This is a genomic window from Halomonas sp. Bachu 37 (genome assembly GCF_039691755.1).
In the GTDB taxonomy this organism is placed as follows: domain Bacteria; phylum Pseudomonadota; class Gammaproteobacteria; order Pseudomonadales; family Halomonadaceae; genus Vreelandella; species Vreelandella kashgarensis.
Genome location: NZ_CP137552.1, coordinates 1,887,539 through 1,912,527 on the forward strand (window position 1 = coordinate 1,887,539; position 24,989 = coordinate 1,912,527).

The 24,989-nt window shown below is 61.7% G+C and carries 22 protein-coding genes; 5 read left to right on the top strand and 17 right to left on the bottom strand.

The window, feature by feature from the left end; translation table 11 throughout:
- Positions 1-135: 135 nt before the first annotated feature.
- A complete protein-coding gene (locus tag R5M92_RS08655) occupies positions 136-843 on the bottom strand; it encodes a DUF3581 family protein (RefSeq protein WP_346795517.1) in 708 nt (235 codons plus the stop codon).
- Between the two features lie 146 nt (positions 844-989).
- On the opposite strand from R5M92_RS08655, the gene R5M92_RS08660 reads away from it, so the two are divergent.
- Positions 990-3,977 carry a hypothetical protein gene (locus tag R5M92_RS08660; protein WP_346795518.1) on the top strand — a complete coding sequence of 996 codons (2,988 nt, stop codon included), beginning with the start codon at positions 990-992 and terminating at the stop codon, positions 3,975-3,977.
- Here the strand turns inward: R5M92_RS08660 and R5M92_RS08665 are convergent.
- Positions 3,974-4,690 carry a trimeric intracellular cation channel family protein gene (locus tag R5M92_RS08665; protein WP_346795519.1) on the bottom strand — a complete coding sequence of 239 codons (717 nt, stop codon included), beginning with the start codon at positions 4,688-4,690 and terminating at the stop codon, positions 3,974-3,976. The genes R5M92_RS08660 and R5M92_RS08665 overlap by 4 nt on opposite strands.
- Positions 4,691-4,953: 263 nt before the next feature.
- Between R5M92_RS08665 and R5M92_RS08670 the strand changes: the two genes are divergently transcribed.
- Complete coding sequence (locus R5M92_RS08670; protein WP_346795520.1) at positions 4,954-6,735, top strand: GGDEF domain-containing protein; 1,782 nt, start codon at positions 4,954-4,956, stop codon at positions 6,733-6,735.
- 76 nt (positions 6,736-6,811) lie between these two features.
- On the opposite strand, the gene astB is transcribed toward R5M92_RS08670, so the two are convergent.
- The 8 genes from astB to fabV form a co-directional block, all read right to left on the bottom strand.
- A complete protein-coding gene (gene astB / locus R5M92_RS08675; RefSeq protein WP_346795521.1) occupies positions 6,812-8,167 on the bottom strand; it encodes an N-succinylarginine dihydrolase in 1,356 nt (451 codons plus the stop codon).
- A complete protein-coding gene (gene astD, locus R5M92_RS08680) occupies positions 8,164-9,636 on the bottom strand; it encodes a succinylglutamate-semialdehyde dehydrogenase (RefSeq protein ID WP_346795522.1) in 1,473 nt (490 codons plus the stop codon). The genes astB and astD overlap by 4 nt, the downstream gene beginning before the upstream one ends.
- Before the next feature lie 9 nt (positions 9,637-9,645).
- Positions 9,646-10,677, bottom strand: a complete 1,032-nt coding sequence (astA, locus tag R5M92_RS08685; RefSeq protein ID WP_346795523.1) for an arginine N-succinyltransferase — start codon at positions 10,675-10,677, stop codon at positions 9,646-9,648.
- A complete protein-coding gene (locus R5M92_RS08690; RefSeq protein WP_346795525.1) occupies positions 10,677-11,741 on the bottom strand; it encodes an arginine N-succinyltransferase in 1,065 nt (354 codons plus the stop codon). The genes astA and R5M92_RS08690 overlap by 1 nt, the downstream gene beginning before the upstream one ends.
- 47 nt (positions 11,742-11,788) lie before the next feature.
- Positions 11,789-13,003, bottom strand: a complete 1,215-nt coding sequence (locus R5M92_RS08695; RefSeq protein ID WP_346795526.1) for an aspartate aminotransferase family protein — start codon at positions 13,001-13,003, stop codon at positions 11,789-11,791.
- A gap of 112 nt (positions 13,004-13,115) precedes the next feature.
- Positions 13,116-14,093, bottom strand: coding sequence for a GlxA family transcriptional regulator (locus R5M92_RS08700; protein ID WP_346795528.1), 978 nt, complete (start codon positions 14,091-14,093; stop codon positions 13,116-13,118).
- A gap of 170 nt (positions 14,094-14,263) precedes the next feature.
- Positions 14,264-14,473 (bottom strand): hypothetical protein, encoded by a 210-nt coding sequence (locus tag R5M92_RS08705; protein ID WP_346795529.1) that lies wholly within the window; start codon positions 14,471-14,473, stop codon positions 14,264-14,266.
- Positions 14,474-14,534: 61 nt separating this feature from the next.
- Positions 14,535-15,740 carry an enoyl-ACP reductase FabV gene (gene fabV / locus R5M92_RS08710; protein ID WP_346795530.1) on the bottom strand — a complete coding sequence of 402 codons (1,206 nt, stop codon included), beginning with the start codon at positions 15,738-15,740 and terminating at the stop codon, positions 14,535-14,537.
- 164 nt (positions 15,741-15,904) lie between these two features.
- Between fabV and R5M92_RS08715 the strand changes: the two genes are divergently transcribed.
- Positions 15,905-16,294: a DUF7079 family protein gene (locus tag R5M92_RS08715; RefSeq protein ID WP_346795531.1), complete on the top strand. Its 390-nt coding sequence runs from the start codon at positions 15,905-15,907 to the stop codon at positions 16,292-16,294.
- 30 nt (positions 16,295-16,324) lie between these two features.
- Here R5M92_RS08715 and R5M92_RS08720 read toward each other — a convergent pair whose 3' ends face one another.
- Positions 16,325-16,810, bottom strand: a complete 486-nt coding sequence (locus R5M92_RS08720) for a glutathione peroxidase (RefSeq protein ID WP_346795532.1) — start codon at positions 16,808-16,810, stop codon at positions 16,325-16,327.
- A 29-nt stretch (positions 16,811-16,839) separates the two neighbouring features.
- Positions 16,840-17,457, bottom strand: a complete 618-nt coding sequence (locus tag R5M92_RS08725; RefSeq protein ID WP_346795533.1) for a LysE family translocator — start codon at positions 17,455-17,457, stop codon at positions 16,840-16,842.
- 243 nt (positions 17,458-17,700) lie between these two features.
- Here R5M92_RS08725 and R5M92_RS08730 point away from each other — a divergent pair, with 243 nt between their 5' ends.
- Positions 17,701-18,432 (top strand): YebC/PmpR family DNA-binding transcriptional regulator, encoded by a 732-nt coding sequence (locus R5M92_RS08730; RefSeq protein ID WP_346795535.1) that lies wholly within the window; start codon positions 17,701-17,703, stop codon positions 18,430-18,432.
- Positions 18,433-18,611: 179 nt separating this feature from the next.
- A complete protein-coding gene (locus R5M92_RS08735; protein WP_346795536.1) occupies positions 18,612-18,878 on the top strand; it encodes a hypothetical protein in 267 nt (88 codons plus the stop codon).
- A 111-nt stretch (positions 18,879-18,989) separates the two neighbouring features.
- On the opposite strand, the gene R5M92_RS08740 is transcribed toward R5M92_RS08735, so the two are convergent.
- From R5M92_RS08740 to ybaK, 5 genes are all read right to left on the bottom strand, one after another.
- Entirely contained in the window at positions 18,990-19,997 is a 1,008-nt protein-coding gene (locus tag R5M92_RS08740; protein ID WP_346795537.1) for an NAD(P)-dependent alcohol dehydrogenase, read from the bottom strand.
- Between the two features lie 51 nt (positions 19,998-20,048).
- A complete protein-coding gene (locus R5M92_RS08745; RefSeq protein WP_346795539.1) occupies positions 20,049-21,926 on the bottom strand; it encodes an ABC transporter ATP-binding protein in 1,878 nt (625 codons plus the stop codon).
- A gap of 71 nt (positions 21,927-21,997) precedes the next feature.
- Positions 21,998-22,870 carry a PA4780 family RIO1-like protein kinase gene (locus tag R5M92_RS08750; RefSeq protein WP_346795540.1) on the bottom strand — a complete coding sequence of 291 codons (873 nt, stop codon included), beginning with the start codon at positions 22,868-22,870 and terminating at the stop codon, positions 21,998-22,000.
- 128 nt (positions 22,871-22,998) lie between these two features.
- A complete protein-coding gene (gene dbpA / locus R5M92_RS08755; RefSeq protein ID WP_346795541.1) occupies positions 22,999-24,396 on the bottom strand; it encodes an ATP-dependent RNA helicase DbpA in 1,398 nt (465 codons plus the stop codon).
- A gap of 73 nt (positions 24,397-24,469) precedes the next feature.
- Positions 24,470-24,937, bottom strand: a complete 468-nt coding sequence (gene ybaK, locus R5M92_RS08760) for a Cys-tRNA(Pro) deacylase (protein ID WP_346795542.1) — start codon at positions 24,935-24,937, stop codon at positions 24,470-24,472.
- Positions 24,938-24,989 lie beyond the last annotated feature (52 nt).

The following is a 24,989-nucleotide window of genomic DNA, read 5'->3' on the forward strand; positions in this document are numbered from 1 at the left end:
ATCTGTCCAGCGCGGAAGACGCATCGAGGCGTCTTCTCTCGTTTAGTTAGAATGTTTTTGGTTCTTGACGCTTCTGACTCAAGAATACCCCAGCGGCTGCGTTGAAGGCAGCCGTGAGCGAAACATCAGCAGGCCCTAGGCGTTCTCGTAGGCCGCCTTGAGCCGGTAGAACTCCTTCACGATATCGTCCATGGCGGTGGCGTCGTAATCGCACAGCCCGCTTACCACCAGCTTCTTGGAGCCCACGCCCAGGGGTGAACCATCCGAGTCGATGGAGAATTCCAGCAGGGCATCGGCGCGCTTGCCGGTAACGTCCAGCGAGGAGCGGGTCAACGCCAGACTCGGAGTGAGGCCGTCCAGCCGCTCCAGGGAAAAGCCCATGTTGTCGTAGATCACCAGGGGGCGCTTGGGATTGAACATCACCCCGTGCTCTTCCATCAATGGCTTGAGGTAATGGGGGAAATTCTTGCCCGAAAACGCCACGTAGCAGCGGGCGAACGCTTCGATGGCAGTGGCATCGTGAGTGGTTACGCCGCGACGGGTTACTTCCAGATAGCGTTTTCCGTTATCGTCACAGACATGGATATCGCCATTGGCCTGCTCTTCGAAGCCCAGCGGAGTATCGGCACCGACCATGGCCAGAAAATGAAACTGCATGTGACGGGACAGGCCGAAACGCGAAAGCACCAGGGCAAACAACAGATCGCCGGGCACACAGAAACGCCGCGCATCCGGGTTGTGAATCGGATTGTAATCACCGGCCACGCCCTTGGCGAAATGGCTGCCCTGCTCCGCGGAGATCACCACTTTCTCGCCGCGCTGCGAATAGAATTCTTCGAACATGCGTTTGGTGCCTGCCTATGCCTAGCGTTGGAAACGAGATCAAATAAACACACAACGCCGCGCATAATGCCATAAAACTTCAGTCAACAGGAGCCAAGCGTCAACAGGAACCAAGCGCAAGGCGACCAGATAAGGAAGCCATCTCCATGCCCGCCACTCCCGATGCTTCGCGTAACTCCCGTCGCAGGATTCATCCCGCCTGGAAATGGGCCGGCGGCGTATTGATCATCCTGGTGGCGCTTTGGTGGGGAGGCAGCCACTGGCTGCTCAACAGCGACTGGCTACCCCAGCGCCTGTCGCAGATGGAGGGCATCGAAATCGACTGGGAAAGCGGCACTAGCCGTCATCCCGGCCGCTGGGAGCTGGAAGGGCTGCGTCTGGCCAACGGCGATAGTGAACTACCGTTGGCCCTGGAGGCGGACAGCGCCTCGCTCGAGCTCTCGCTGTGGGCGTTGCTGCGCCGCGAGTTGCAGGTCGAATCCCTCGATGCGCGGGGCATTCGCCGCTTGACGGTGGACAACTACGACCTGCGCGGCGATGGGCGCCTGCAGTTGCAGGGGACGTTCACGCCACTTCAGATCGAGATCCCCCGCTTGGCCCTGAACCTCACCGACGGCAGTGTCCATCGCCGCGACAAGGTACAGGGCAGCGACAGTACTCAGGGCAGCGACAGTACTCAGGGCAGCGACAGTATTCAGGGCCATGCCGAGGGAGAACGCCTGGCGCGGGACATCACCCTGGAAAGCGAACTGTCACTTGCCCCCGTTGCGAGCTCCCAAACCGGTACGGAGGCACTAAAAGCGCTTTCCGGCGAACTCGCGCTCACCGCCCGTGCCGATGCCTGGGAGGTGTTCAACCCTTACCTGCGCGGGGTGCCGGGGCTTTCCATTTCCGGCCGCGGCGAGCTTGCAAGCGATTTGAAGATGGACCGCGGGATTCTTCAGGCGCCGAGCCACGCCGTGCTCCATTCGCCACGCCTGCGCGTCGAGATGGACAACCCGCGTGATGGCTACCCAACCCACCATGCGCAAGGAAGTGGCGACGTGAGCTTGCGTGTAGCCACCGCCGACCCCGAGCAGCTCGTCTTCGCCGTCCGCCTGGAGCAAGTCAGTGTCGACAATGATGAAGAAGAGCGAGAGGTCAAAGCCTACGCCCGCGATGCCGAACTGGCAATCACCGCCCGCTGGCCCAACCAAGACCTCGACAGCCTGGACGTTCCAGAGCGGACCGAGATACACCTTGCCGGGGACGTCACCCGCCTGGATATGCTCGACCCCTACCTGACTGAGATAAGCGGCGAACGCAAGCTGGCCCTTCGCGGCCAAGGCCGGCTTGAGACACGAGCTGCCTTCATCAGGAGCGAACTCGAAAGGGCTGAGCTGAACATCGAGGCGGAGCAGTTGAGCGCCACGACTCAGGCGTTCACCGCACGCGGCCAAGGGGTGCTGGAAGCTCGGTTGGAAGCGGATGGTACCGCCACCCTCGAGAGCCGCTTGAGCGATGCCGAGTTCGCACACGTAGGGCGAATGTTGCTGCGACAAGCCGATCTTCATCTGCAGGCGAGCAGTGCCGTCGAGTCCCATCACACCTTGGCAGAAACCCGGGCCGTGCTGCGCTGGGAAAACGCCCGGCTACCCGATATTGCTGCGCTACAGCCCTATCTCGCACCCTATCTGCCAGACCCCTCGCCCCTTGCCCTGGTAAGCGGCGGTGCTCGTAGCCACGGCCGCCTCGAGATGGAAGACGAACGCCTGCAAGGTACCCTGCACCTGCAGGGCAGCCAGCTGCAGACACGACTAATGGAGCAGCAGCTCACCAGCGAGCTGGAACTCTCGCTGGACGTTCGCGACGCCGCGCTGGATGGCAGCCGTCTCGATATCAGCGGCAGTCGGCTGGTGTGGCAAAGCGCGAGCAATGGCGCCCAGGACAATGCGCTGGAGACCATCCTGGCGCTACGCGAGGGACGCTTTCGGCGACGTGGCGACGTGCCCAGCGGGGAGCTCGAGCTGGAGGGTAGCGTGCATCGCATCGGCTTCATCAACGCCTTTCTGCCCTCCGAACATGGACTCGAGATCGCAGGCAACGGCCAGCTGTTCGCCAAACTCGCCTTCGAGGACGACCGACCCCTTCTCGGTAGCCGCTTGCGAGTCGAAGCCGATGACCTTCAGATCGATTTCGTCGATCATCGGGCCAGCGGCCGAGGACAGCTAACGGCCCAGGTCGACGCACCCGAACATGCGCAACTCACCTTGGGCTTGCCGCGTTTCGAGCTGCGCCGGCAAGACGAATCACAAGCCCATCTGCAGGGGCGACACCTGGCGCTGACCACCGAAACCCGGCGCTTCTCGGCGCTGCCGGGCACCCCGGAGCCCGAGGACTTTCTTACCCGAATCACTTTGCCCATCACCGAAGTACCCGACCTGTCACGCTATAACGCTTACCTGCCGGACGACGCGGGCATCACCCTGCTCGGTGGCGAAGCCAGTCTACGCAGCGAGTTGCAGCTGGATGGCCTCGAGGCCAAGGGCGACCTGGAGCTGCACGCCTTCGGCGCGGAAATCGCCGTGGCCGACCAGCATCTACGCGGTGATCTTCATCTAACGCTTCAGCTAAGCGACGGTGACCTGGAGCAGCGCCGCTTCACCGCGGATAATTCGCACCTGCGCCTGGAGAACGTCTCACGGGTGGATAGCGACCTGCTGCGTGATGCCGGCTGGTGGGTACAGCTCGATCTCGAACAAGCCGACCTGCACTGGACCCAGCCGTTCACTCTCGACAGCCACCTGCGCCTGGCCATGCGCGATACCGGCTTGCTGGCGCGCTTGTTTCTGGAGCGCGCTCGCGACAACGGCTGGCTGGCCCGGCTGATCGATGTGCGCAATATCCAGGGGAGCGCGCAATTGTCGATAGACGATACGGCAAGACTCAGCGACATCGACCTGCGCGGACATAACCTGCATCTGCTTGCCGACTTGGTGCTAGCCGGCAAGAAACCCAGCGGTGCGCTCTATGCCCGGCTGGGTGCTATCGGAGTCGGCGTGGAACTGGAACGGGGCTCGCCTTCGCTCAAGCTGATCAATGCCGGGCAATGGTTCCAAGATTGGCGCGCCGCCCAGGAGACACGAGATAACTAGCGCCGTTTCCGGGTGCGGCGAATCATCCGCACTCGTTCCTTGGCCTGCTGGACTTGGCTTGTGCGGCTATCATCATTCTGGCTCTGCCGAGGAGGAATCGAGACCCAGGCAAACACCGGCAGGGAAAGCTGCCAGTAGATTGCCGCCAGACGCAGCCCCAGAGTCAGGCTCAGCGCTGCGCCGATGCTGCCGATCATCGCGACACCCAGCCAGGTCAGCACCACATAGGCGATACCGCCGGCGATGGAAGCAGTGGCGTACACCTCTTCGCGCAATACCATGGGTACCCGGCGCGCCAGTACATCCCGCACCATGCCGCCGGCCACTCCGGTCAACAACCCCATGAGTACCGCGACCACCCCGGGGCTGCCCAGAAGCAAGGCCTTGTGAGTCCCGATGACGGTAAACAGGGCCAGGCCGAAAGCATCCGCCACCGGCAGGAAGCCGCGTGAAAGCCGGTGAATATAGTGGAACCCGACCAACGACACGCCGACAGTCGCCAGGATCACCCATAGATAGGTGGGATCAGATACCCAGAATACCGGACGCACGCCCAATACCAGATCCCGCAGCGTGCCGCCACCGATCCCCGTCACGGCGGCCAGGACCAGCATGCCGAAGGGGTCCATGCGCGAACGGCAGGCCAGGATAACCCCGGAAAGCGCAAACACGATGACCCCGGCCATATCCAGCCAGTACACCAATCCCGTCACACCCGGCTCCTGTGTCGAAAGATAAAGAAGGTAAAAGAAGTTACGTCTCGGCCGAGACCGGGACGTAACGTGGCGTCATTATTGGGTAGAGAGCTGTGCGTATACAAGCGCAACCAACAAGCGTTAGCCAAGGCGGTTTGCTCAGTGGCGGGTATTTGCTCAGTGGCGGGTAGACAGTGCGGCAAGCGATCACTATAAGCTATGATCCAGTGATGGCCTTTTATCAGTAGAACAATAATGACTAGCAGACCAGGACATCCACCATGCTGAAACGTGGGTTCGCCATATGCCAAGGCATGCTGTCGATCATGACCGTGGCTATGCTGGTGGTGGTGCCTAGTCTTCTGCAAGCCGACTCGATTCAGCCGCTATACGATTGGGAATACCGCTGGGGAGATTCTCCGCTGGATGAAGTGGCAAAGCCCTTGTGGCTGCGCGACGGCTCGACAGACTGGCTCCCGATCGATTTTCCCGCCAACCCACCACAGCGTGAAGGCCATGAACATGCGTGGTTTCGCACCATGCTGCCTGTAGGCGAGTGGAATGACCCCGTTCTCTACATAACCAGTATCGACCTGATCGCCCAGGTCTACCTGGGCGATGAGCTGATTTATCAGTACGGGGAATTCGATGCCCAGGGACGAGGCGACTTTGCCGGCTGGCCTTGGCATATGATCGACCTGTCTGAAGACGCAGCCGGCAAGCCTTTGTACCTACGGGTGTTCTCCTATTACACCGATATCGGCCTGTGGGGCGAGGTCCAGATAATGGAGCGCATCGATGTGCTCATGCAGGTCCTGAAGCAATCGGCCCAGGACCTTGCGATAAGCGCACTCGTATTGGTCTTGGCGATATTGGCGACGATCTTTGCGCTCATCGGGCCGGAACGGCGGGGGTTTGGCACCATCGCGCTATTCGCCTATGCATCGGGGCTCATGCTTATCGCCGAGGCACCGGCTCGACAACTGATTGCCGACGGAGCCCTGGCCTGGGATACGCTGCGGGCAGGCAGTTACTACACTCTACCCGTCGCGCTGGGACTACTGCTGAGCCACTGGCTCGAAGGCACAGCCAGGCGCTGGTTGACCCGGCTGTGGATAATACACCTGGCCTTCCTGGTGAGCGCTATCGGCTTGGTTCAGTTTGGCATCATCAGCCTCTCGCTGACCTTCCCGGTCTTCGATGCGCTGCTCGCCGTCACCCTGCCGGCCATGCTGCTACTTGCGCTGTTCCGCTTTCGTCAGTTGAGTCTTGAGCAGCGCCTACTGGTGTTGAGCTTCACCTTTTTCGCCCCGCTGCTGCTGGCCGACATGCTGGTAGCCCACGGATTCTTATCCTGGCGCTCCGTTCCTTTGAGCTACGGCACCCTTGCCTTTTCCCTGGCCAGTGCCGCGATTCTCATATGGCATTATCGAAGTACCCAACGACAACTGGCGATGGCCAATGAAACCCTCGAGCAACAAGTGGCATCGCGCACGGCAGAGCTCGACAGGCTCGTTCAGGAGCTGAAAGGGCTTTCGTTGCAGGACCCGCTCACCGGCCTGCACAATCGACGCCATTTCGATACAGTTTTTGACCATGAGTACCGCCGGGCTCGTCAAAATGGCAGCCATCTATCACTGCTGGTACTGGATGTGGATCACTTCAAGCATGTTAACGACCACTTCGGCCACGAGGCAGGGGACTCAGTGCTGGTGGAAATCGCATCGATGCTCAAGCAGCACTTTCGAGGCCTGGACGTTGTCTGCCGCTTTGGAGGCGAAGAGTTCGTCGCCCTGCTCCCATCCACTTGCGTCGACGTCGCCGAGTCCCGCGCCGATGCCATGCTGGACGCGATGGCGCAGAAATCTTTGATCTATCAGGGAACGCCGCTGGGACGCATTACCCTCTCCTGCGGAATAGCCACCTATCCGGATCATACCGAGGACCCGAAAAAGCTGCTTCGGCTCGCGGATGAAGCGCTTTATCGAGCCAAGTATCGCGGTCGTAATCGCTGCGTCATCTGGTCAGATGCGTTTGAACCCCAGGGGCTTGGGGCAGGCTGATAGCAAGAGGTAAGTTCTATCCGTTAACGCCAAGACGTTTCCCTTGGCGTTAACTTTCGGCAAGATTCCCTGCCCACTACGCCAACTGAAACGGATAGACCGAGCCAATCTTCAACAGCTGCGTCAGCTCATCCAGTGCAGCGAGAGATTCTGCCGCAAGCTCGGGGTCGGCGAGGTCTTCCGGGGCGAGGCGGTCGCGGTAGTGGCGGTTTACCCAGGCGGTGAGGTCCTCGAAAAGCTCATTGGTGAGCAGCACGCGTCCGCTGAGTGCAGCACGTTCCGCTTCGGAAAGCACCACGCGCAAGCGCAGGCAGGCGGGGCCACCACCGTTGCGCATGCTCTGCTTGACGTCCTTGACGATCACTTCACCGATGGGGTTGTTGCCCGCCAGAAGATGGTCCTGAATAGTACGCCACACCGCCTCATTCTCCTGGCATTCGCCGGGCACTACCAGGGTCATGGTGCCATCGGGGTTGGAGAGCAGCTGGGAGTTGAACAGATACGAGGCCACCGCATCTTCCATGATTACCGCTTCCTGGGGCACACGCACCGGAATCAAGGGCGTGGTCATCTTGTCGCGCAGCTCATCGAGCGTTCGCGCTTCATCCAGAAACGCCATCTCGTGGTAGAGCAGCACGGGGCCGTTGCCCACTGCAATCACGTCGTTGTGGAACACGCCCGCGTCGATGGCGTCCGGATGCTGCTGGGCAAACACCGTTTGGGCATCGCTTAGCCCGTGCTGGCGGGCCACTGCCTGGCTGGCTTCCAGGGTTTGCCGGGCCGGATAGCGTTTCGGTTCGCGCTCACCGCTACGCACGTCACCAAACGCCTGGCGGCCATATACGAAGAGGTGGACTCCCGGCTCGCCATACTCGCCGCACAGGCGGGTGTGGTTGGCGGCGCCTTCGTCGGAAAACGCCGGCGTCGCGGGCAGTACCGGGTGGTGGGCGAAGTGCCGCTCATCGCGAAAGATCGCTTGCAGCACTCGGCCGGTGGTTTGCGGCTCGAGAAACCGATGGAAGCTGGACTGCAGATTCGCCGGGGTGAAATGAACCCGACGATCCGGCGCGTCCTGACTCGGCGTCACGGTGCCAGCGTTGGCCGTCCACATGCTGGAGGCGGAACACACCGCCCGCAACAGTTGCGGAGCATCGGCAGCGGCGCGGGACAGCACCTCGCGGTTGCTGCCGCTGAAGCCCAGATCCCGCAGCGCGCTGACATCCGGGCGCTGCTGCGGCGGCAATACGCCCTGGGCGTAGCCTGCATCCATCAAGGATTTCATTTTCTCGAGCCCCTGAAGCGCACCCTCTTTCGGGTTCGACACCAGCCCGCCGTGGCTCATCGAGGCCACGTTGCCCACCGCAAGGCCGGAGTAGTTATGCGTGGGGCCGACCAAGCCGTCGAAATTCACCTCGCGCACGGAGGCTGTCATAGCGTGACTCCCGGTGGCAGCGCATCGGGCATGTCCAGAGACTCCCCTTCCATCGAGGCCACGGGATAGGCACAGTAGTCCGCCGCATAATAGGCGCTGGGGCGATGGTTGCCGCTGTCGCCCACGCCGCCGAAGGGCGCATCGCCGGAGGCGCCGGTGGTCTGGCGATTCCAGTTGACGATGCCGGCGCGAATGCCCAGCAGGAACTCTTCCCAGTCTTCCCGCTCGCCGCCGATCAACCCGGCGGAAAGCCCGTAGCGGGTATCGTTGGCCAGGGCCATGGCTTCGTCCCAGTCGCTGTAACGATGGACCTTCAGCAGCGGGCCGAAGTGCTCCTCGTCGGGAACGTCCAGGCCGGTCACGTCGATCAGCGCGGGAGTGATCAGGCTCGTGCCCTCCTCCACGCGGCGCATCCGCGAGATGACCGTACCGCCCATGGCTTCCAGCTCATCCTGCGCCTGGAGCATGCCGTCGGCCGCCGCCACGCTGACCAGGCCACCGTAGAACGGCGCGGGCTCTTCCTCGAACTGACCCGCCACGTGCAGCTTGTCGATGGCATCCGCCAGGGCGTCAATCAATCGGTCGCCCGCTTCGCCCTGGGGTACCATCAGCCTTCTGGCGCAGGTGCAGCGCTGGCCGCCGGAGAGAAACGCCGACTGCAGGATGGTCAGCACCGCCGCCCGCTCATCGGGTACGTCTTTCACCACCAGCGGGTTGTTGCCGCCCAGTTCCAGCGCCAGGATCTTGCTCATCTGGCCGGCAAGCTGCTTGTGCAGCATGCCGCCCACCTTGGCACTGCCGGTGAACAACAGCCCGTCGATGCCAGGATCGCCTGCCAAAGCCTGGCCGACCGAAACGCCACCCTGGACCAGGTTGATTACGCCGTCGGGCAGGCCCGCCTCCATCCAGCACTGCAGCACCAGGTCGGCGGTCAGCGGCGTCTGTTCGCTGGGCTTGAAGACGACGGTATTGCCCGCCAGCAAGGCAGGCACCATATGGCCATTGGGCAAGTGGCCGGGAAAGTTGTACGGGCCGTATACCGCCATTACGCCGTGAGGACGATGACGCAATACCGCCTTGCCTTTCCCCACCGTCTTTTCGCGCTCGCCGGTGCGCTCCTGGTAGGCGGCGAGCGAAAGCGTTACCTTGCCGATCATGGCGCCCGCTTCGGTGCGGGCCTCCCACAGCGGCTTGCCGGTCTCCCCGGCGATGGCCACGGCCAGATCCTCGCGGCGCTCGGTGAGTGCCTCGCTGAAACTTTCGACCAGCGCCTGGCGTTCGCTGAAGGGGGTGCGCGCCCAAGCGGGGAATGCCCGGCGGGCGGCAGCGACAGCGTCGGCAACCTGCGCGGCGCTTGCCCCCTTGCCTTTCCATAGCTCGGCGTGTCCTACGGGATCGGTCTTGGCGAATGCCTCCGCTTCGCCGTCGACCCAGGTGCCGCCGATGAGCAGTTGCTGTCTGGCTTGCATGTGCTTCTCCTAGGTTTTCAGTAGGCGGAGGGTATCGCCCGCGCCGACTCGCAGTCGCCGCGACTCCTCCTCGTTCAACAGGATCACGCCATCCTCGCTGGGGCCACGCCCCACCCAGGCGGCGCGAAAATCGCTAAGCGTGGTGGTGGCGGCCAGCCAACGGTTCTCCACTTCGACGTCTATCTGCGGCGAGATTTCCACCTGGTACAGTTCGGAGTCCCTTACCGCGCGAACATCATCGATGTAGGCCTCGACCGTGGGGCCGCCGTCGAAGATATCGATATAGCCTTCCCAACGCAGCCCCTCTTTTCTAAGCATTTCCAGGGCCGGGCGCGTATGCCGGTGGACCTGGCCGATGCAGGCGCGGGCCTCTTCTGACATGAAGGTGGTATAGATCGGAAACTTCGGCATCAACTCGCCGATGAAGCTTTTCTGTCCCAGCCCCGTCAGCCGGTCCGCCTCGCTGAAATCCATGGGAAAGAAGTGCTTGCCCAGGTTTTCCCAGAAGGGGCTTCTGTTGCGCTCATCGAAGACACCGCGCATTTCTGCCAGCACCTTATCCGGGAAGCGATCTCGGAACTGGGCGATGAACAGCCAGCGCGCCTTGGACAGCAGCGCGCCGTTGCGCAGATGCTTGTTGGCTTCGCCACGATATTCCGCACGCAGAAACAGCGAGCACACTTCAGCATCACCGGTATGGTCGGAGCTCAGAAACAGCGTGTCGATGGTGCGGTGAAGATCCAGCTGCACCGACGAATGCGCCAGCGTACCCAGGCGGTAGTTGTAGAACGGCACCTCGCGACCAACCTGGCCCTCGATGGCGCAACAGCCGGCGAGCTCGCCATTGCTTTCATCCTCGAGAACGAAGAAGTAAAGCCGGTCATCCTTCGGCGTGCGCTCTTCGAATGCGCTGGCTGCCGCTTCGATCTTGCCGGCCAGGAACTCACGATTGTCCGGCAGCGAGGTAAAGCCTACCCCGGCCTGCTGCGCCAACGCCTGAAGTCCGTCGAGATCGCCATGGGCAATGGGACGAATGCGCATTACATCTCTCCTTCTTCGAGCGCGTCCACCGCCGCGGGTAACGCCACGGGAGCCACCAGCACGGCACGGCCCTCCTCGACCCCGAGGATTTCCGCATGAGCCGGCGACAGCATCAGCTGGCCAGTGGGTGAAAGCGCGTACCGTGCCACGATGCAGCAGAAGCCTTCGCGCTTCTGGTTGGCGATCATGGCGGGCTCGGCATCGGGCAGGGAGTGCTCGGGACGAATACGCACAGGGTGCCAGGCGGCACGGCGAAAGGTTTCCAGTCGTTCGCGCTCGGCCTTGACGATCGGCCCCGCATCGAAGATGTCCACATGCCGGGAGCGCGCGAAGCCTTCCGCCAGCATTTCTTCCAACGCCTGCTCATGGGCGGGATGCTCCCGGCCGATGGCTGCCCGGGCCTGGGGCGTCAGCAGCGGAAGATAAAGCGGGAACTGGGGCATCACTTCAGCGATAAAGCTTTTCGAGCGCACCCCCGCGATGTGATTCATCTCCTGGAAGCTGCGGGCGAAAAAGTGGCTGCCCACGCTTTCCCAGAACGGCGATTCCCCTTCCGCTGTGAGATAACCGGGAAAGGCCACCGCCAGGATGCGCGAGAAGCGCTCCGGGTACTGGGCAATGAACATCAGCCGCGCGCGCCGCAGCAGGCTTTCCGCCGTGGTGCCCTGATAGCGGGCATCCAGCGAAAAGGCGCACAGCAGGCTGGCTTCCGAAGCCTCATGGGAGAGCGCCAGGGTCTGCACTTCACGGCGTACATTGAGCTGCTGGGATGCGTGGATCAAGGTTTCCTGACGGTAGGTGTAGTACGCCTCCTGCGCCCCCGCCTGGGCGCGGATCGTGGCCGTGCCCAGCACTTCGTCGCGTTGGCGGTCCTCGAGCACGAAGGTGTAATGCTCGTCGCCGGGAAAATCCACCTCGCCACCGAACGCCCGCTGGGAGCGCGCGATCCGCTCCTCCAGCCGGTCACGGTGGGCCGGAAGGTTGGTCAGACGCGGTGTGGCATGGGTGGCCAGGCGCTCCAGTGCCGGCAGGTCGGCGGGCTTGACGGGGCGTATCACCAGCATGTTCATACCTCCATGGCGCACCGTGTCAGGGGATGCGGCGTGGTCGCTCATGCCTGGGCGACAAACTTTTCAATGGCTCGCTCCAGGCGCGCCATGCCTTCGACGATGTCGCTTTCCGGGATCACCAGCGAAGGCGCCATGCGCAATACGTTGGGGCCGGCTACCAGCGCCATCAACCCCTCCTCGATCGCCAGGGGCAGGATATCCTTGGCCCGGCCTTCGTACTGCGGCGTCATCTGCGCGCCGATCAGAAGTCCCATGCCGCGAATCTCCTGAAAGACACCATGCTTGCGGTTGATGGTCTCCAGCTGTTCGCGGAACAATTCGTGACGCTTTTCGATACCTTCGAGAACCTCGGGAGTATCGATGAACTCGAGCGCTGCCAGGGCAACGGCTGACCCCAGGGCGTTACCGCCGTAGGTAGAGCCATGGGTACCAAAGGCGAGCGACTTCGCCACGTTGTCGGTTGCCAGCATGGCACCAATCGGGAACCCACCACCGAGCGATTTGGCGCTGGTAAGGATATCGGGCGTCACGCCATAGCGCTCATAGGCATAGAGCGTGCCGCAGCGCCCCACGCCGGTTTGTACCTCGTCGAAGACCAGCAGCGCATTGTGCTGGTCGCACAGCTCGCGCAGCCCTTTAAGAAACTCGGGCTTGGCGGGCAGAATGCCACCCTCACCCTGCAATGGCTCGACCATGATGGCGCAAGTGTCATCGCCCATCAGCGCACGTACGCTATCCAGGTCGTTGTATTCGGCATGCATAATCCCGCCGGGCACCGGGCCGAAGCCTTGAGAATACTTGGGTTGGCCGCCGACACTGACCGTAAACAGGGTGCGGCCGTGGAAAGACTGGCTAAACGAGATGATCTTGTCTTTCTTTTCACCAAAGTGGTCCACGGCATAACGGCGGGCCAGCTTCAGCGCGGCTTCATTGGCTTCGCCACCGGAAGAGCACAGGTAAACCTTGTCGGCGAAGGTGCGTTCCACCAGTTTCTTGGCAAGTTTCAGGGCAGGTTCATTGGTATAGATGTTGGACAGGTGCCATAACTTATCCCCCTGCTCCTTGAGCGCATTCACCAGTACCGGATGGCAATGGCCCAGCGAGTTCACCGCGATACCGCCGGCGAAGTCGATGTACTCCTTGCCCTTCTGGTCCCACAGACGGCTGCCTTCGCCGCGCACGGGAATGACCTGCTGAGGCGAGTAGTTGGGGGTCATGTACTGATCGAAATCGCTGCGAGTCGGGGTGTAGCTCATGGAATCTCCCTCCGGTGGGACTGGTTGATGATTTCAGTATACGGGGCCTGGCATGGCTCAGGCTTTCACCAATGGGACGGGGAATTATGAAAAGCGCCGTGTTCGGCCGCGGTCAACCCAGTCGCTCTTCCCTGGGCGTCAAACCGAAATGATTGCGGTAAGCAGTGGAAAAATGGGCACCGGACGAGAACCCGGTGGTCAGCGCGATATCGCCCACCGGCTTGTCGCTCTCGCGCAGCTGTTTGCGCGCTTCCTGCAGGCGCAGGTCGAGGTAATAGCGGCTGGGCACCGCCTGCAGATACTTCTTGAATAGGCGTTCCAGTTGGCGCCGCGAAATCCCCAGGTGCTCGGCCAGTTCCAGGGTGGTGAACGGCTCTTCTATATTGGCTTCCATCAGCGTCACCGCATCCACCAGGCTTTGCGGGGCATGTCCCAGGCGTGAGCGCAGCGGGACGTGCTGGCGCTCGTCGGCCAGGCGAATACGCTCGCAGACGAAGTGTTCGGAGACCTGCTCCGCCAGGCGCTGGCCGTGATGGCGACCGATCAGCGTCATCATCATGTCCATGGCAGCCGTGCCGCCGCCACAGGTCAGCCGGTCGCGGTCGATCTCGAATAGCTGCTGGGACAGGGTGACGTGGGGGTAGTCGCGAGAAAAGGCATCGAAACGCTGCCACGGCAATGTGGCGCGATAACCGTCGAGCAACCCGCAGCGTGCCAGCACCTCGGTACCGCCGGCGATACCGCCGACCACCGAGCCCCGGGCGACATGCTGATGAAGCCAGTCGGCCAGACCCGGTGGTAGCCCGTTGTTCAGCGGGCTCGGGGCGCAGACCAGCACCATGTCCAGGGAGCCGACCTGCTCGCTGATCAGGTGACGCGGCAGCAGCGTTGCTTCCGCGCTGCTTTGTACCTGCTCGACTCCTACACCGAAGGTGAGAGCCTGATACAACCGACGCCCACCGAGCTGGTTGGCCACGTGCAGCGGTTCGAGGGCGCAGGCTTGCGCCAACTGGGAAAATCCCGGCAGCAGGACGAACGCGATACGCCGACTCACGCCGGACGTCGGGAGGGCAATGCTTGGGTCATGCATGAAGACAGCCGCCAGAATAAGCCAGCCATCATCTTACTCAATTGCTCGGCCCTGGCTAGCCAACGTGGCGTAAAGCGAAAACGTTGACGCCTGAATGAAATTGCCGGACCCCAGGCCCGGCAATTAGCATTTCTTTGGTGAAGAATTCAACCGCGATACCACGGAACGCGTCAGTCGACCATTCCGTTGAGCAGCAACAGGCCCACCAGTACCACACCAATCACGGCGATGGCGATAGGAATCATCTTGTGCATGCCATTGGGGGATTTCCTGGCTTCCGGCTGTCGATGCGCCTCGGCCTTGTCGAAATCCTCGGGTATGCGCTCGTCCATGGCATGCTCTTTAAGCTCCTGCTTGGTCTTGCTTTCCCGGGTATCCATACTTACCTCCTGCTTTCCTGCTGACTTTCGCTGCCGCCAGCCACCGCCCCGTTTTCGAGGCTTACAGGTTGACGACATCAAACTCCACTACCGGGTTCACTTCTGCATCGTAATCCACATCCTTACGCTCGAACCCGAACAGCTTCAAGAACTCATGCTTGTAACCAGCATAGTCGGTAATTTCGAAAAGGTTTTCCGTGGTGACATTCGGCCACAGGTCCTTGCAGGCTTGCTGCACGTCGTCGCGCAGCTCCCAATCGTCCAGACGCAGGCGACCGGCCTCGTCGGTAGCCATCCCGCCCGCTTCCTGGGTATAAAGCCGATCGGCGAACAAGCGGTTGAGCTGGTCGATAGTGCCTTCGTGCAGCCCCTTCTCCTTCATCACCTTGTAGACCATGGCGATATACAGCGGCATGACCGGAATCGCCGCGCTGGCCTGGGTCACCACGGACTTGAGCACGGCCACGTTGGCACCGCCGCCAGAGGAGGAGAGGCGCTTGTCGATCTCGCCAGCGGCGCGGTCGAGGTCTTCCTTGGCCTTGCCCAGCGCACCGTGCCAGTAGATCGGCCAGGTGATTTCGGTGCCGATATAACTGAAGGCCACGCTACGCGCGCCGGGCGCGAGCACGCCCGCCTGGTCCAGGGCGTCGATCCAAAGCTCCCAATCCTCGCCGCCCATCACCGCCTTGGTATCCTCGATCTCCTGCTCGGTGGCGGGCTCGACTTCGGCTTCGATGATGACGTCCTTGTTGGTGTCGATGGCGGTGGCACGGTAGGTCTCGCCGATCGGCTTCAGCGCCGAACGTTTGAGTTCTCCGCTATCGGGTAGCTTGCGCACCGGCGAGGCCAGCGAATAGACCACCAGATCGACCTGGCCCATGTCCTGCTCGATCAGCTCGATGGCTTTTTCGCGCGCCTCGTGGGAGAAGGCGTCGCCGTTGATCGACTTGCTGTAGAGCCCTTCCTGCTTGGCGAACTTGTCGAAGGCGGCGCTGTTGTACCAACCGGCGGTGCCCGGTTTCTTCTCGCTGCCGGGTTTTTCGAAGAAGACGCCCAGCGTGTCCGCGCCGTAGCCGAACGCTGCCGTGACGCGAGCCGCCAGGCCATAACCGCTGGAAGCGCCGATCACCAGCACCCGCTTCGGCCCGTCCGCCTTGTCGAGATTGCGGGCACGTGTCGCCTCGATCTGCTCGAGTACGTTCTTTTCGCAACCCACGGGATGGGTGGTGGTACAGATGAAACCGCGAACCTTGGGCTTGATGATCACTCGAAACCTCACAATATGGTCAATGACAGAGTTGGCTATCGACAGATGGGGTCCATTCTAGCGAGCCTTGGCGGTGCTGTCCGCCCTTGAGCCGAAACGTCTTTCACGGCACGATGACGCCACGGTCGCTCGAGCGCGGCCCCGGTGACAACAGAGGCACCCGGATGAATGCACAACAGTTGGTAGACGAACGCGGTGAGCTGTGGCTGGCACTGGCACCACTATGGTTGGACAGGGAGCCCGGCGAGCGCGATTACGCCCACATGGTGGAAGTGATCGAAGCCCACGAGATGACGCTCAAGGAGCTCGAATGGATGTTCCGCCTGGAACTGGCGCCGGTGATGACACGTCATCAGATGTCGGTGGCCGGGGAGTGGCGGCGTTTCGACGACCGCAAGCTGATGCAGCGCCTGGTAAGCCACAACTTGCGGCTTACCGGGTGGCGGCGCAAGAGCTGGGCGCTGTTTTCCGGCCTGACCACCATGATGACGCGCCATCGCTGGAACGAGCTGATGAACCGCGTGATGGTGGCGCGAGGAGAACTGCCTTACTGAGGCGGCCCGCCGCGCAACGCAGGTCTCCCGCTACGGCTGGTCGAGCTCGTATTCGAGAGCCAGGCGCAGTTCTCTTCCTCGAGTACGCGGGCCGAAGCGCGTGATCGTCTGCCCATCGCGAGAGACCAGGAACTTGGTGAAGTTCCACTTCACCAGCCGGGTTCCCATTACCCCGGGAGCCGCTCGCTTCAGCTCGACGAACAACGGATGCGTGCCCTGCCCATTGACCTTCACCTTTTCCATCAAGGGAAACGTGACGCCGAAACTGCGCTCGCCGAAGGCGCAGAACGCCTCCGCCGTTTCGGGGCTTTGCCGGCCGAATTGATTGCAGGGAAATCCCAGTACGGTAAAGCCCCTGTCGCGATAGCGCTGGTATAGGGTCTCCAGTTCCTTGAGCTGTGGAGTGAAGCCGCACCGACTGGCGACATTGACCACCAGCAATACCTGGCCCTGCAGAGCATGCAAGTTGAACGGCTCGGCCCGATGGGTGTAACACTCATGGTCATGGATCGACATGCAAGCCCCCGCTGGTCAGCCGCTTTTCTTCATCCTAATGGTCCGAGCACCACACGCAAGGCCAAGGCGATCAATAGTACGCCGGTTATGCGATTAATCCAGTGGGCACGATGCTGCAACCACGGCAACACCCGGGAGTGCGAGAGCGCCACCGCCACCACGACGTACCAGCCGCCATCGATGATCATCGCCGTCGCGACAATGATCGCCTTGGCCGTCGTGGACATGTCGGGACTGACGAACTGGCTCAGCAAGGCGACGAAGAAAAGAATCAACTTGGGGTTGCCCAACGCCACCAGCACGCCCTCGCGCGCGGCCTGCGCACCGCTGGTAGCCACCCTACCGGGCTGCATCGCTCCGGCCTTGCCCGCACGCAGGGCCTTGATTCCAAGCCATGCGAGGTAAGCCGCGCCCACCCAGGTAATCAGCTGGAACAGCAGCGGAAAACGCACGATCACCGCGCCCAGGCCCCACACCGTCAGCAGGGCATAAAAACCGACACCCAGGGCGTGAAAAAGCGCCGCCGTGACACCCGGGCCGCGGCCTCCGCCCAAGGTATGGCGCAACACCAGGGCCAGGCTGGGCCCGGGCGACATCGCGCCCATGGCACAAATGGCGGCCAATGACAGCCACAGGGTAAACGGCATGTGAATTCTCCTTGGGTAGCGACGCGAACGCCATGATAGCACTGCAATTTTCAACATGGAGGTCGGAAGCAATCGTCGACTCCGCCTCTCGTTACGCTGCCCCGCACGAGTGGTGGCACGAGAAGGTGGGGCTGGGCAAATAACACTACCGGCATGATAAGCTGTTGCGTAAAATTGCTCTCTTTTATCGACGCCATCGCCACGCTTTCCGCCGTGGCCGGCACTGAATCACAGGACTGCAACATGGGTAGGGCTTTTCAGAACCGCAAGGAATCCATGGCCAAGACGGCCGCCGCCAAGACCAAGGTCTACAGCAAGTACGGGCGCGAGATCTATGTCTGCGCCAAGGCCGGCGGCTCCGACCCCAACGGCAACCTCTCGCTACGGGGCCTGATCGAGCGGGCCAAGAAGGACCAGGTGCCTTCGCATGTCATCGACAAGGCCTTGGACAAGGCCAGCGGCACCGGAGGCGAGGATTTCTCCCCGGCTCGCTACGAAGGGTTTGGTCCGGGTAATGCCATGGTGATCGTGGAGTGTCTGACCGACAATCCCAACCGCACCTTCGGCGACGTGCGCGGCTGCTTCACCAAGACCAAGAGCAAGATCGGCACCCCGGGCAGCGTCAGCCACATGTTCGACCACTGCGCTATCTTCGCCTTTGCCGGCAACGACGAGGAAGCGGTGCTCGAAGCGTTGATGGAAGCCGATGTGGATGTCACCGATATCGAGCAGGAGACGGGACAAGTCACGGTCTTCGCCCCGCACACCGACTATGCCAAGGCCAAGCAGGCCCTGCTCGACACCTTCGGCGATATCGATTTCGAGGTCGACGAGATCCAGTTCCTGCCCCAGACCACCACCCCGGTGGAGGGCGAGGACGTGGCCATGTTCGAGAAGCTGTTGAATACGCTCAATGACCTCGAAGACGTGCAGAACGTCTATCACAGCGCCGAGCTGCCCGAAGACGATAGCTAGAAAGCAGCGGCTGAAGGGAACACACCTCCACGCCATGAACTACGCTTGGATAATGGAGCCTTCGATCCCGTGCAGCCGGGCAATTGCCGGAGCCGGTTCGGGGTCGGACAAGGAACTTGTTGCGAGAGCAACGAGTCACCCGGTTATCCATCATTTACTGGTCAACGCAGGAGGCGACCATGAGCATTGTTCACGTCAGCGAATCGGAATTGCACGACAAACTGGAAAGATGCTTCGCCGGCGAACGCGTACTGGTAGAGCACGACGGCAATCGCCTCAGCGCTCGTATCCAGCACGTCGGCCTGCTGGGCGTCAAGGTGATCCCTGAAACCGACCTGAAGCATAGCCAGGGCAAGCCTGGCGACGTGGAAGGCATTACCGTGCCGTACAAGGATATCTACGAAGTGGAGGTCAAGGGCGTCGTCTATAGCCGCCTGGAGGAGTGACGGTGAACGCCCCTGCTATGCTTCATGACCAACTATGGTTCATGAACGGCTATGGTTCATGACCAACGCCCCTGACATAGTCATGGCCGCAGGGGCATAAGCAACTTCGCGCTAGAACTCCAGGCATATCTTGCCGAAGTGACGCCCGGATTCCTGATGGCGGAACGCGTCGGCAATTTCTTCCAGAGCAAAGCTGCGGTCGATCACCGGATGCATATCGAGTGTTTCCAGGGCTCGAATCATCTCGATCTGGTGGCGGCGGCTTCCCACTATCAACCCTTTCAAACTTGCCTGCTTGGCCATCAATTTGGCTGTAGGTATCTCGCCTTCACGGCCGGTGAGTATCCCGATCAGGGCGATATGTCCGCCGATTTTTATCGCGTCAAAGGACTGCGGCAGCGTGCCGGGACCGCCCACTTCCACGATGTGATCGACGCCTTCGCCACCGGTAAGCTGCTTGACCCGCTTGCCCCAATCCGGCACTTCCTTGTAGTTGATGGTATGTTCAGCCCCCATTTCACGAAGCCGCGCAAGTTTCTCGTCCGACGAAGAGGTGGCAATCACCCGGGCGCCCATCATGCGGGCAAACTGCAGGGCAAAGATCGACACGCCGCCGGTGCCCAGCACCAGTACACTATCGCCCGCCTTGATACCGCCGTCTACGACCAATGCCCGCCAGGCGGTCAGACCTGCGGTGGTCAAGGTCGCCGATTCGGCGTGGCTGAAATTCTTGGGCTGATGGGTAAACCACTCGCAGGGGCGTACCACCTGCTCGCGGGCATAGCCATCCACGCCGTCGCCCGGGGTAGTGCGAAAATCTCCGACTCGTGCCGGCCCTTCCAGCCAATGGGGAAAGAAAGTCGACACCACGTGATCGCCCTGAGCGAACTCGCTCACGCCTTCGCCAACCGCTTCGACCACGCCCGCGCCATCGGACATCGGGATGCGGCCATCCTCGGTGGGAATCATCCCCGCCACCACGGCGTAATCGTGGAAATTGAGCGAGCTGGCATGCAGACGAACCCGGATCTCTCCCGGTCCCGGCTCGCCGGGCGAAGAAACATCCTGCACGGCGAGGTTATCCAGACCACCGGGACTCTTGAGGGTCACCACTTTCATTGCAGACTCCTTGAAGCTTGGATGCCACGGGCGCACTCGCGGCTTTGAGAATTACGGCTGATCGGCGCCTGGGGAGGCCTCGACACCCAGGAAACCACCGGATTGGCGCTGCCACAACCCGGCGTACAGACCTCCCTGGGCCAGCAATTGTCGATGCGTGCCCGACTCCACGATACGCCCCTCGTCCACCACCACGAGACGATCGAGCATGGCGATGGTGGAGAGCCGGTGAGCGATGGCGATGACCGTCTTACCCTCCATCAGCGTTTCCAGTTGCTCTTGGATTGCGGCTTCGACTTCGGAATCGAGGGCCGATGTCGCCTCGTCCAGCACCAGGATCGGGGCGTTCTTGAGCAGCACGCGGGCAATCGCGATCCGCTGTCGCTGACCGCCGGAAAGCTTGACGCCGCGCTCGCCCACATGGGCATCGAGACCGCGCCGGCCCTGCGGGTCCACCAGGTCTTGGATAAAGCTATCCGCGTGGGCGCGTCGCACGGCATCCCAGACGGCGTCATCGTCGGCATGGGGACTGCCGTAGCGAATGTTGTCGCGCAAGGAGCGATGCAGCAACGACGTATCCTGAGTGACCATGCCGATTTGATGGCGCAAGGAGGTCTGAGTCACCTGGGCGATATCCTGCCTATCGATCACGATCCGACCTCCCTGTAGATCATAGAAGCGCAACAGCAGGTTGGCCAAGGTCGATTTTCCCGCCCCGGAACGCCCTATCAAACCGACCTTCTCCCCCGCCGCGATCGTCAGGCTCATGCCGTCGAACACGCGCCGGGTGCCGCCTCGGGGCTGAGCATAGCCGAAGCGCAAGGCGTCGAAACGGATCTCGCCATGCGGAACCTCGAGGGTGCTCGCCCCGGGAACATCCTTGACTTCGGGCTCGCGGGCGATGGTATTGATGCCGTCCTGCACGGTGCCGATGTTCTCGAACAGCCCAGCCACTTCCCACAGGATCCAGTCGGACATGAAGCGTATGCGCATCACCAAGGCAATGGCGATTGCCAGAATCCCCAGTGAGATCGTCTCGAAGTACCACGCACCGATGGCCATGGCGGCGATACCGGTGAGCAACAGCGAGTTGAGCAGCGTCAGGCTGACCGACATCCGCGTCACCAGACGCATCTGGCGATGCACGGTGGTCATGAAGCCTTCCATGGCATCGCGGGCATAGTCCTGCTCACGCTGGGTATCGGCGAACAACTTGATGGTCTGGATGTTGCTGTAGCTGTCGACGACCCGGCCGGTCATGCGCGCCCGGGCATCGGCCTGGGCCATCGACACGTCCCGCAGGCGCGGCACGAACCTCACCATGATGATGAGATACCCCGCCAGCCACAGCACCAGCGGCAACATGAGCCAGACATCGGCCTGGCCCAGCAGCAGCATGGCGCCGCTGAAATAGACCAGGGCGTAGACCATCAGATCCATCAGCTTGGTGACCGTCTCGCGCATCGCCAGTGCCGTCTGCATCACCTTCTGCGACACCCGCCCGGCGAACTCGTCCTGGTAGAACGCCATGCTCTGGTCGAGCATATGGCGATGCGACAGCCAGCGCCCCAGCATGGGGTAGTTGCCGAAGATGCTCTGGTGCGTCACCAGCGATTGCGCCAGCACCAGCAGGGGCAAGCCGACGACCACCAGCAGAGCCATGCCCGCCAGACGCCAGCCATACTCGGCGAAGAACCCGTCGCGCTGCGCCGTGGACAACCAGTCCACCAGTTCGCCCATGTAGCTGAAAAACACCACCTCGGCCGCCGAGACCAGGGCGGTCAACAGCGACATCACTACCAGCAGGGGCAGGACAGGGCGTGAAAAATAGAGAATGAAAGCCCACATTCCACGCGGAGGCGCCTTGACCTCCCCCGTGGGATAGGGATCGACCCGACTTTCGAAATAGGCGAATAAACGAGAGAGCATAAGCGGTACCGAGCCGGAAAAGCCTGACGGCAACAGGGACAGGCGGCACAGGACAGCGACCGCCGCCCTCGTCAGTAGGAGGGATGGCTATCGTCGTCGTCATCATCCTGCATGCGTGCCGCCCGTTCGGCTTCTTCTTCCAGGGCGTCGTCGATGACCGCCAGCAGCTCATCCACATCGGCGGTATGCGTATCGTGATCGAACTCGCCGGTCAGATGGCTTTCCGGATGCAGCTCGCCGCTTTCGTAGAGCTTCCAGATCTCCTTGCCGTAGTAGGTGTCGAGCAGCTCCGGAGCAAAGCGACCGAAGTAGGCGCGCATATTGTCGACATCGCGCTCCAGCATTTCCTGGGCGGCATTGTTGCCCGCTGCGTCCACCGCCTGGGGCAGGTCGATGATGACCGGCCCGGACGGGTCGACCAGGACGTTGAATTCGGAGAGATCACCGTGGATCAGCCCGGCGCACAGCATGCGTACCACGTCCTGCATTACCTTGGCATGGTAGACGCGTGCCTGTTCCGGCGTGAGGATGACGTCGTCGAGGCGCGGGGCGGCATAGTCGTCGCCATCGGTGATCAACTCCATCAACAACACGCCGTCGACGAAGCCGAACGGCTCGGGAACACGCACCCCGGCGGCGGCCAGGCGATAAAGCGCGTCCACTTCCGAGTTCAACCAGGCCTTTTCCTGCTCTTTCTGGCCATAGCGGGTCTTCTTCGCCATCGCCCGCGAACGGCGGCTGTTACGTTCCTTGCGTCCCTCCTGATACTGCACCGCCTGCTTGAAACTGCGCTGTTTGGCTTCCTTGAAGACCTTGGCACAACGAATATCGTCACCGCAGCGCACCACGTAGACCTGGGCTTCCTTACCGCTCATCAACTGTACGAGCACTTCATCGATCAAGCCGTCGTCGACCAACGGCTGTAGTCGCTTGGGTATCTTCATGACGTTGTTTTATCGGCCTCCGTAGTGCATAAAAAAATGCATAAAAAAGATGTTTCCGTGAAATGTAGTGTATTCAATCCAATCGGTGAAACGGCAACCTGACCACCTGCCTGGGCTGCCCTTCACGACTAGCGGCTGATGCGGCGCACCCGAAACGAGCGACCCTTCAACTTGTCCCGCGTAAGCTTGTCCAGCGCAGCTTTCCACACCTCGCGCTGCACTGCGACGAAGGCGCATCTGGCCTGCACCTTGATCTTGCCGACTTGCTCGCCCTGGATACCGCCTTCGCCGGTCAAGGCACCGAGGATATCACCGGGGCGCAACTTGTCCTTCTTGCCGCCATCCAGCTGCAGTGTAACCATCGGCGGCGCAAAAGGCTCATGGGATGCCACCGCCGGCAAGGGTTCGCAGGTCAGGCGTTGGCCCAGGAAATCGCCCAGCAGTCCCAGCCGGTAATCTTCCTTTTCGCTGACCAGCGTGCATGCCACGCCATCCGCCCCGGCCCTTCCGGTACGGCCAATACGGTGAACATGGACTTCCAGCTCCCGTGATATCTGGTAATTGAAGACGGCATCCAGCGTGGCGATATCCAGCCCCCTCGCGGCTACATCGGTGGCTACCAGGATCGAGGCACTCTGGTTGGCGAACAAGATCAGGGTACGGTCCCGGTCGCGCTGCTCAAGATCACCGTGCAACGCCAGGACACTGAAGCCTTCATCGTTCAAGGCATCGGCCACGTCCTGGGCTTCCCGCTTGGTGTTGCAAAACACCACGCTGGTTGCCGGGCGATAATGCAGCAGCAACCGGCACAAGGCGGGAAAGCGCGCGGCGTCATCCTTCACGGCATGGAAATGCTGGCGGATGGTGGCGCTATCGTGGGTGGACTCGACCTCCACCGTTACCGGGTCGCGCAACATGGCCTGGGCAATGGGGCGCACCGCATCGTTGTAGGTGGCACTGAACAGCAAGGTCTGCCGCGTGGACGGTGTGTAGTCGACAATCGTCTCCAGCGCCGCCTGGAAGCCCATGTCCAGCATGCGATCGGCTTCATCCAGCACCAGCGTATTGACTTCATCCAACTGCAGCGAGCCCTTGCGCAGATGCTCCTCGATGCGTCCCGGCGTTCCCACGATGATGTGCGCGCCATGATCCAGCGAGTTCAGCTGCGGGCCGAACGGCGCCCCGCCACACAGTGTCAGCACCTTTACATTGGGCAGAGCGCGTGCCAGGCGACGAATTTCCTCCGCTACCTGATCGGCCAGCTCACGCGTGGGGCACAGCACCAGCGATTGAACGCGGTAGTTGGCCACGTCCAGGCGTGACAGCAGCCCCAAGCCGAACGTCGCCGTCTTGCCGGAACCGGTCTTGGCCTGGGCGATGGCATCCCTGCCTTGCAGAATGGGCGGAAGCCCGGCCGCCTGGATGGGCGTCATGGTGTAATAGCCGAGGCTCTCGAGGTTGGCAAGCAGCTCGGGAGCAAGCAGTTGGGCCAGCGTGGAAAAGCGGGGTGTTTCAGCGTCGGACACGGAAAAAGACCTGCGGTGTACAGCAAAAAGGAAAGGCGTCAACGAATCACGCCGAGAATGGCTTCTGAAAATTCTATTGAGTAAGCGGGGTGAAACGCCCTCGAGTCAAGTCCGCCAGTGCCGCTGGAGACAGCTCGATTTCCAACCCGCGACGCCCGGCACTCACCAGAATGGTGGCAAACGGCTGTGCCGAGAGATCAATATAGGTTGCCAGGCGCTTTTTCTGGCCCAACGGGCTCACGCCACCCAGCACGTAGCCGGTCGCCCGCTGCACGTCTTGCGGTTGCGCCATGGTCGCCTTCTTGGCGCCAGCGCTCTTGGCAACCTGTTTCAGGCTGAGCTGACGGGTCACCGGCACGACCGCCACCGCCAGGCCCTGGCCTTCCAGCGCTACCACCAGGGTCTTGAAGACGCGTTCCGGCTCAACTCCCAGCTTGTCGGCGGCTTCCATACCGTAGGAGGCCGTGGCCGGGTCGTGGGCATATTCATGCACGTGAAACGCAATGGCGGCGCGCTTGGCAATGTCGATGGCGGGCGTCATGGAATAGCTATCTACCAAAAGTACGAGATACCAATAAAACGAACCAGGCAGC

What these genes read in the sequence shown, in the direction of transcription:
- R5M92_RS08735 (WP_346795536.1), top strand. Translation starts at nt 18,612, where the DNA reads ATGAGCATTGTTCACGTCAGCGAATCGGAATTGCACGACAAACTGGAA.
- R5M92_RS08670 (WP_346795520.1), top strand. Translation starts at nt 4,954, where the DNA reads ATGCTGAAACGTGGGTTCGCCATATGCCAAGGCATGCTGTCGATCATG.
- R5M92_RS08690 (WP_346795525.1), bottom strand. Translation starts at nt 11,741, where the DNA reads ATGCTGGTGATACGCCCCGTCAAGCCCGCCGACCTGCCGGCACTGGAG.
- R5M92_RS08720 (WP_346795532.1), bottom strand. Translation starts at nt 16,810, where the DNA reads ATGTCGATCCATGACCATGAGTGTTACACCCATCGGGCCGAGCCGTTC.
- astD (WP_346795522.1), bottom strand. Translation starts at nt 9,636, where the DNA reads ATGCAAGCCAGACAGCAACTGCTCATCGGCGGCACCTGGGTCGACGGC.
- R5M92_RS08740 (WP_346795537.1), bottom strand. Translation starts at nt 19,997, where the DNA reads ATGAAAGTGGTGACCCTCAAGAGTCCCGGTGGTCTGGATAACCTCGCC.
- R5M92_RS08695 (WP_346795526.1), bottom strand. Translation starts at nt 13,003, where the DNA reads ATGAGCTACACCCCGACTCGCAGCGATTTCGATCAGTACATGACCCCC.
- R5M92_RS08660 (WP_346795518.1), top strand. Translation starts at nt 990, where the DNA reads ATGCCCGCCACTCCCGATGCTTCGCGTAACTCCCGTCGCAGGATTCAT.
- R5M92_RS08655 (WP_346795517.1), bottom strand. Translation starts at nt 843, where the DNA reads ATGTTCGAAGAATTCTATTCGCAGCGCGGCGAGAAAGTGGTGATCTCC.
- R5M92_RS08745 (WP_346795539.1), bottom strand. Translation starts at nt 21,926, where the DNA reads ATGCTCTCTCGTTTATTCGCCTATTTCGAAAGTCGGGTCGATCCCTAT.
- astA (WP_346795523.1), bottom strand. Translation starts at nt 10,677, where the DNA reads ATGCGCATTCGTCCCATTGCCCATGGCGATCTCGACGGACTTCAGGCG.
- R5M92_RS08730 (WP_346795535.1), top strand. Translation starts at nt 17,701, where the DNA reads ATGGGTAGGGCTTTTCAGAACCGCAAGGAATCCATGGCCAAGACGGCC.
- astB (WP_346795521.1), bottom strand. Translation starts at nt 8,167, where the DNA reads ATGACAGCCTCCGTGCGCGAGGTGAATTTCGACGGCTTGGTCGGCCCC.
- R5M92_RS08700 (WP_346795528.1), bottom strand. Translation starts at nt 14,093, where the DNA reads ATGCATGACCCAAGCATTGCCCTCCCGACGTCCGGCGTGAGTCGGCGT.
- R5M92_RS08725 (WP_346795533.1), bottom strand. Translation starts at nt 17,457, where the DNA reads ATGCCGTTTACCCTGTGGCTGTCATTGGCCGCCATTTGTGCCATGGGC.
- R5M92_RS08750 (WP_346795540.1), bottom strand. Translation starts at nt 22,870, where the DNA reads ATGAAGATACCCAAGCGACTACAGCCGTTGGTCGACGACGGCTTGATC.
- ybaK (WP_346795542.1), bottom strand. Translation starts at nt 24,937, where the DNA reads ATGACGCCCGCCATCGACATTGCCAAGCGCGCCGCCATTGCGTTTCAC.
- R5M92_RS08705 (WP_346795529.1), bottom strand. Translation starts at nt 14,473, where the DNA reads ATGGATACCCGGGAAAGCAAGACCAAGCAGGAGCTTAAAGAGCATGCC.
- R5M92_RS08715 (WP_346795531.1), top strand. Translation starts at nt 15,905, where the DNA reads ATGAATGCACAACAGTTGGTAGACGAACGCGGTGAGCTGTGGCTGGCA.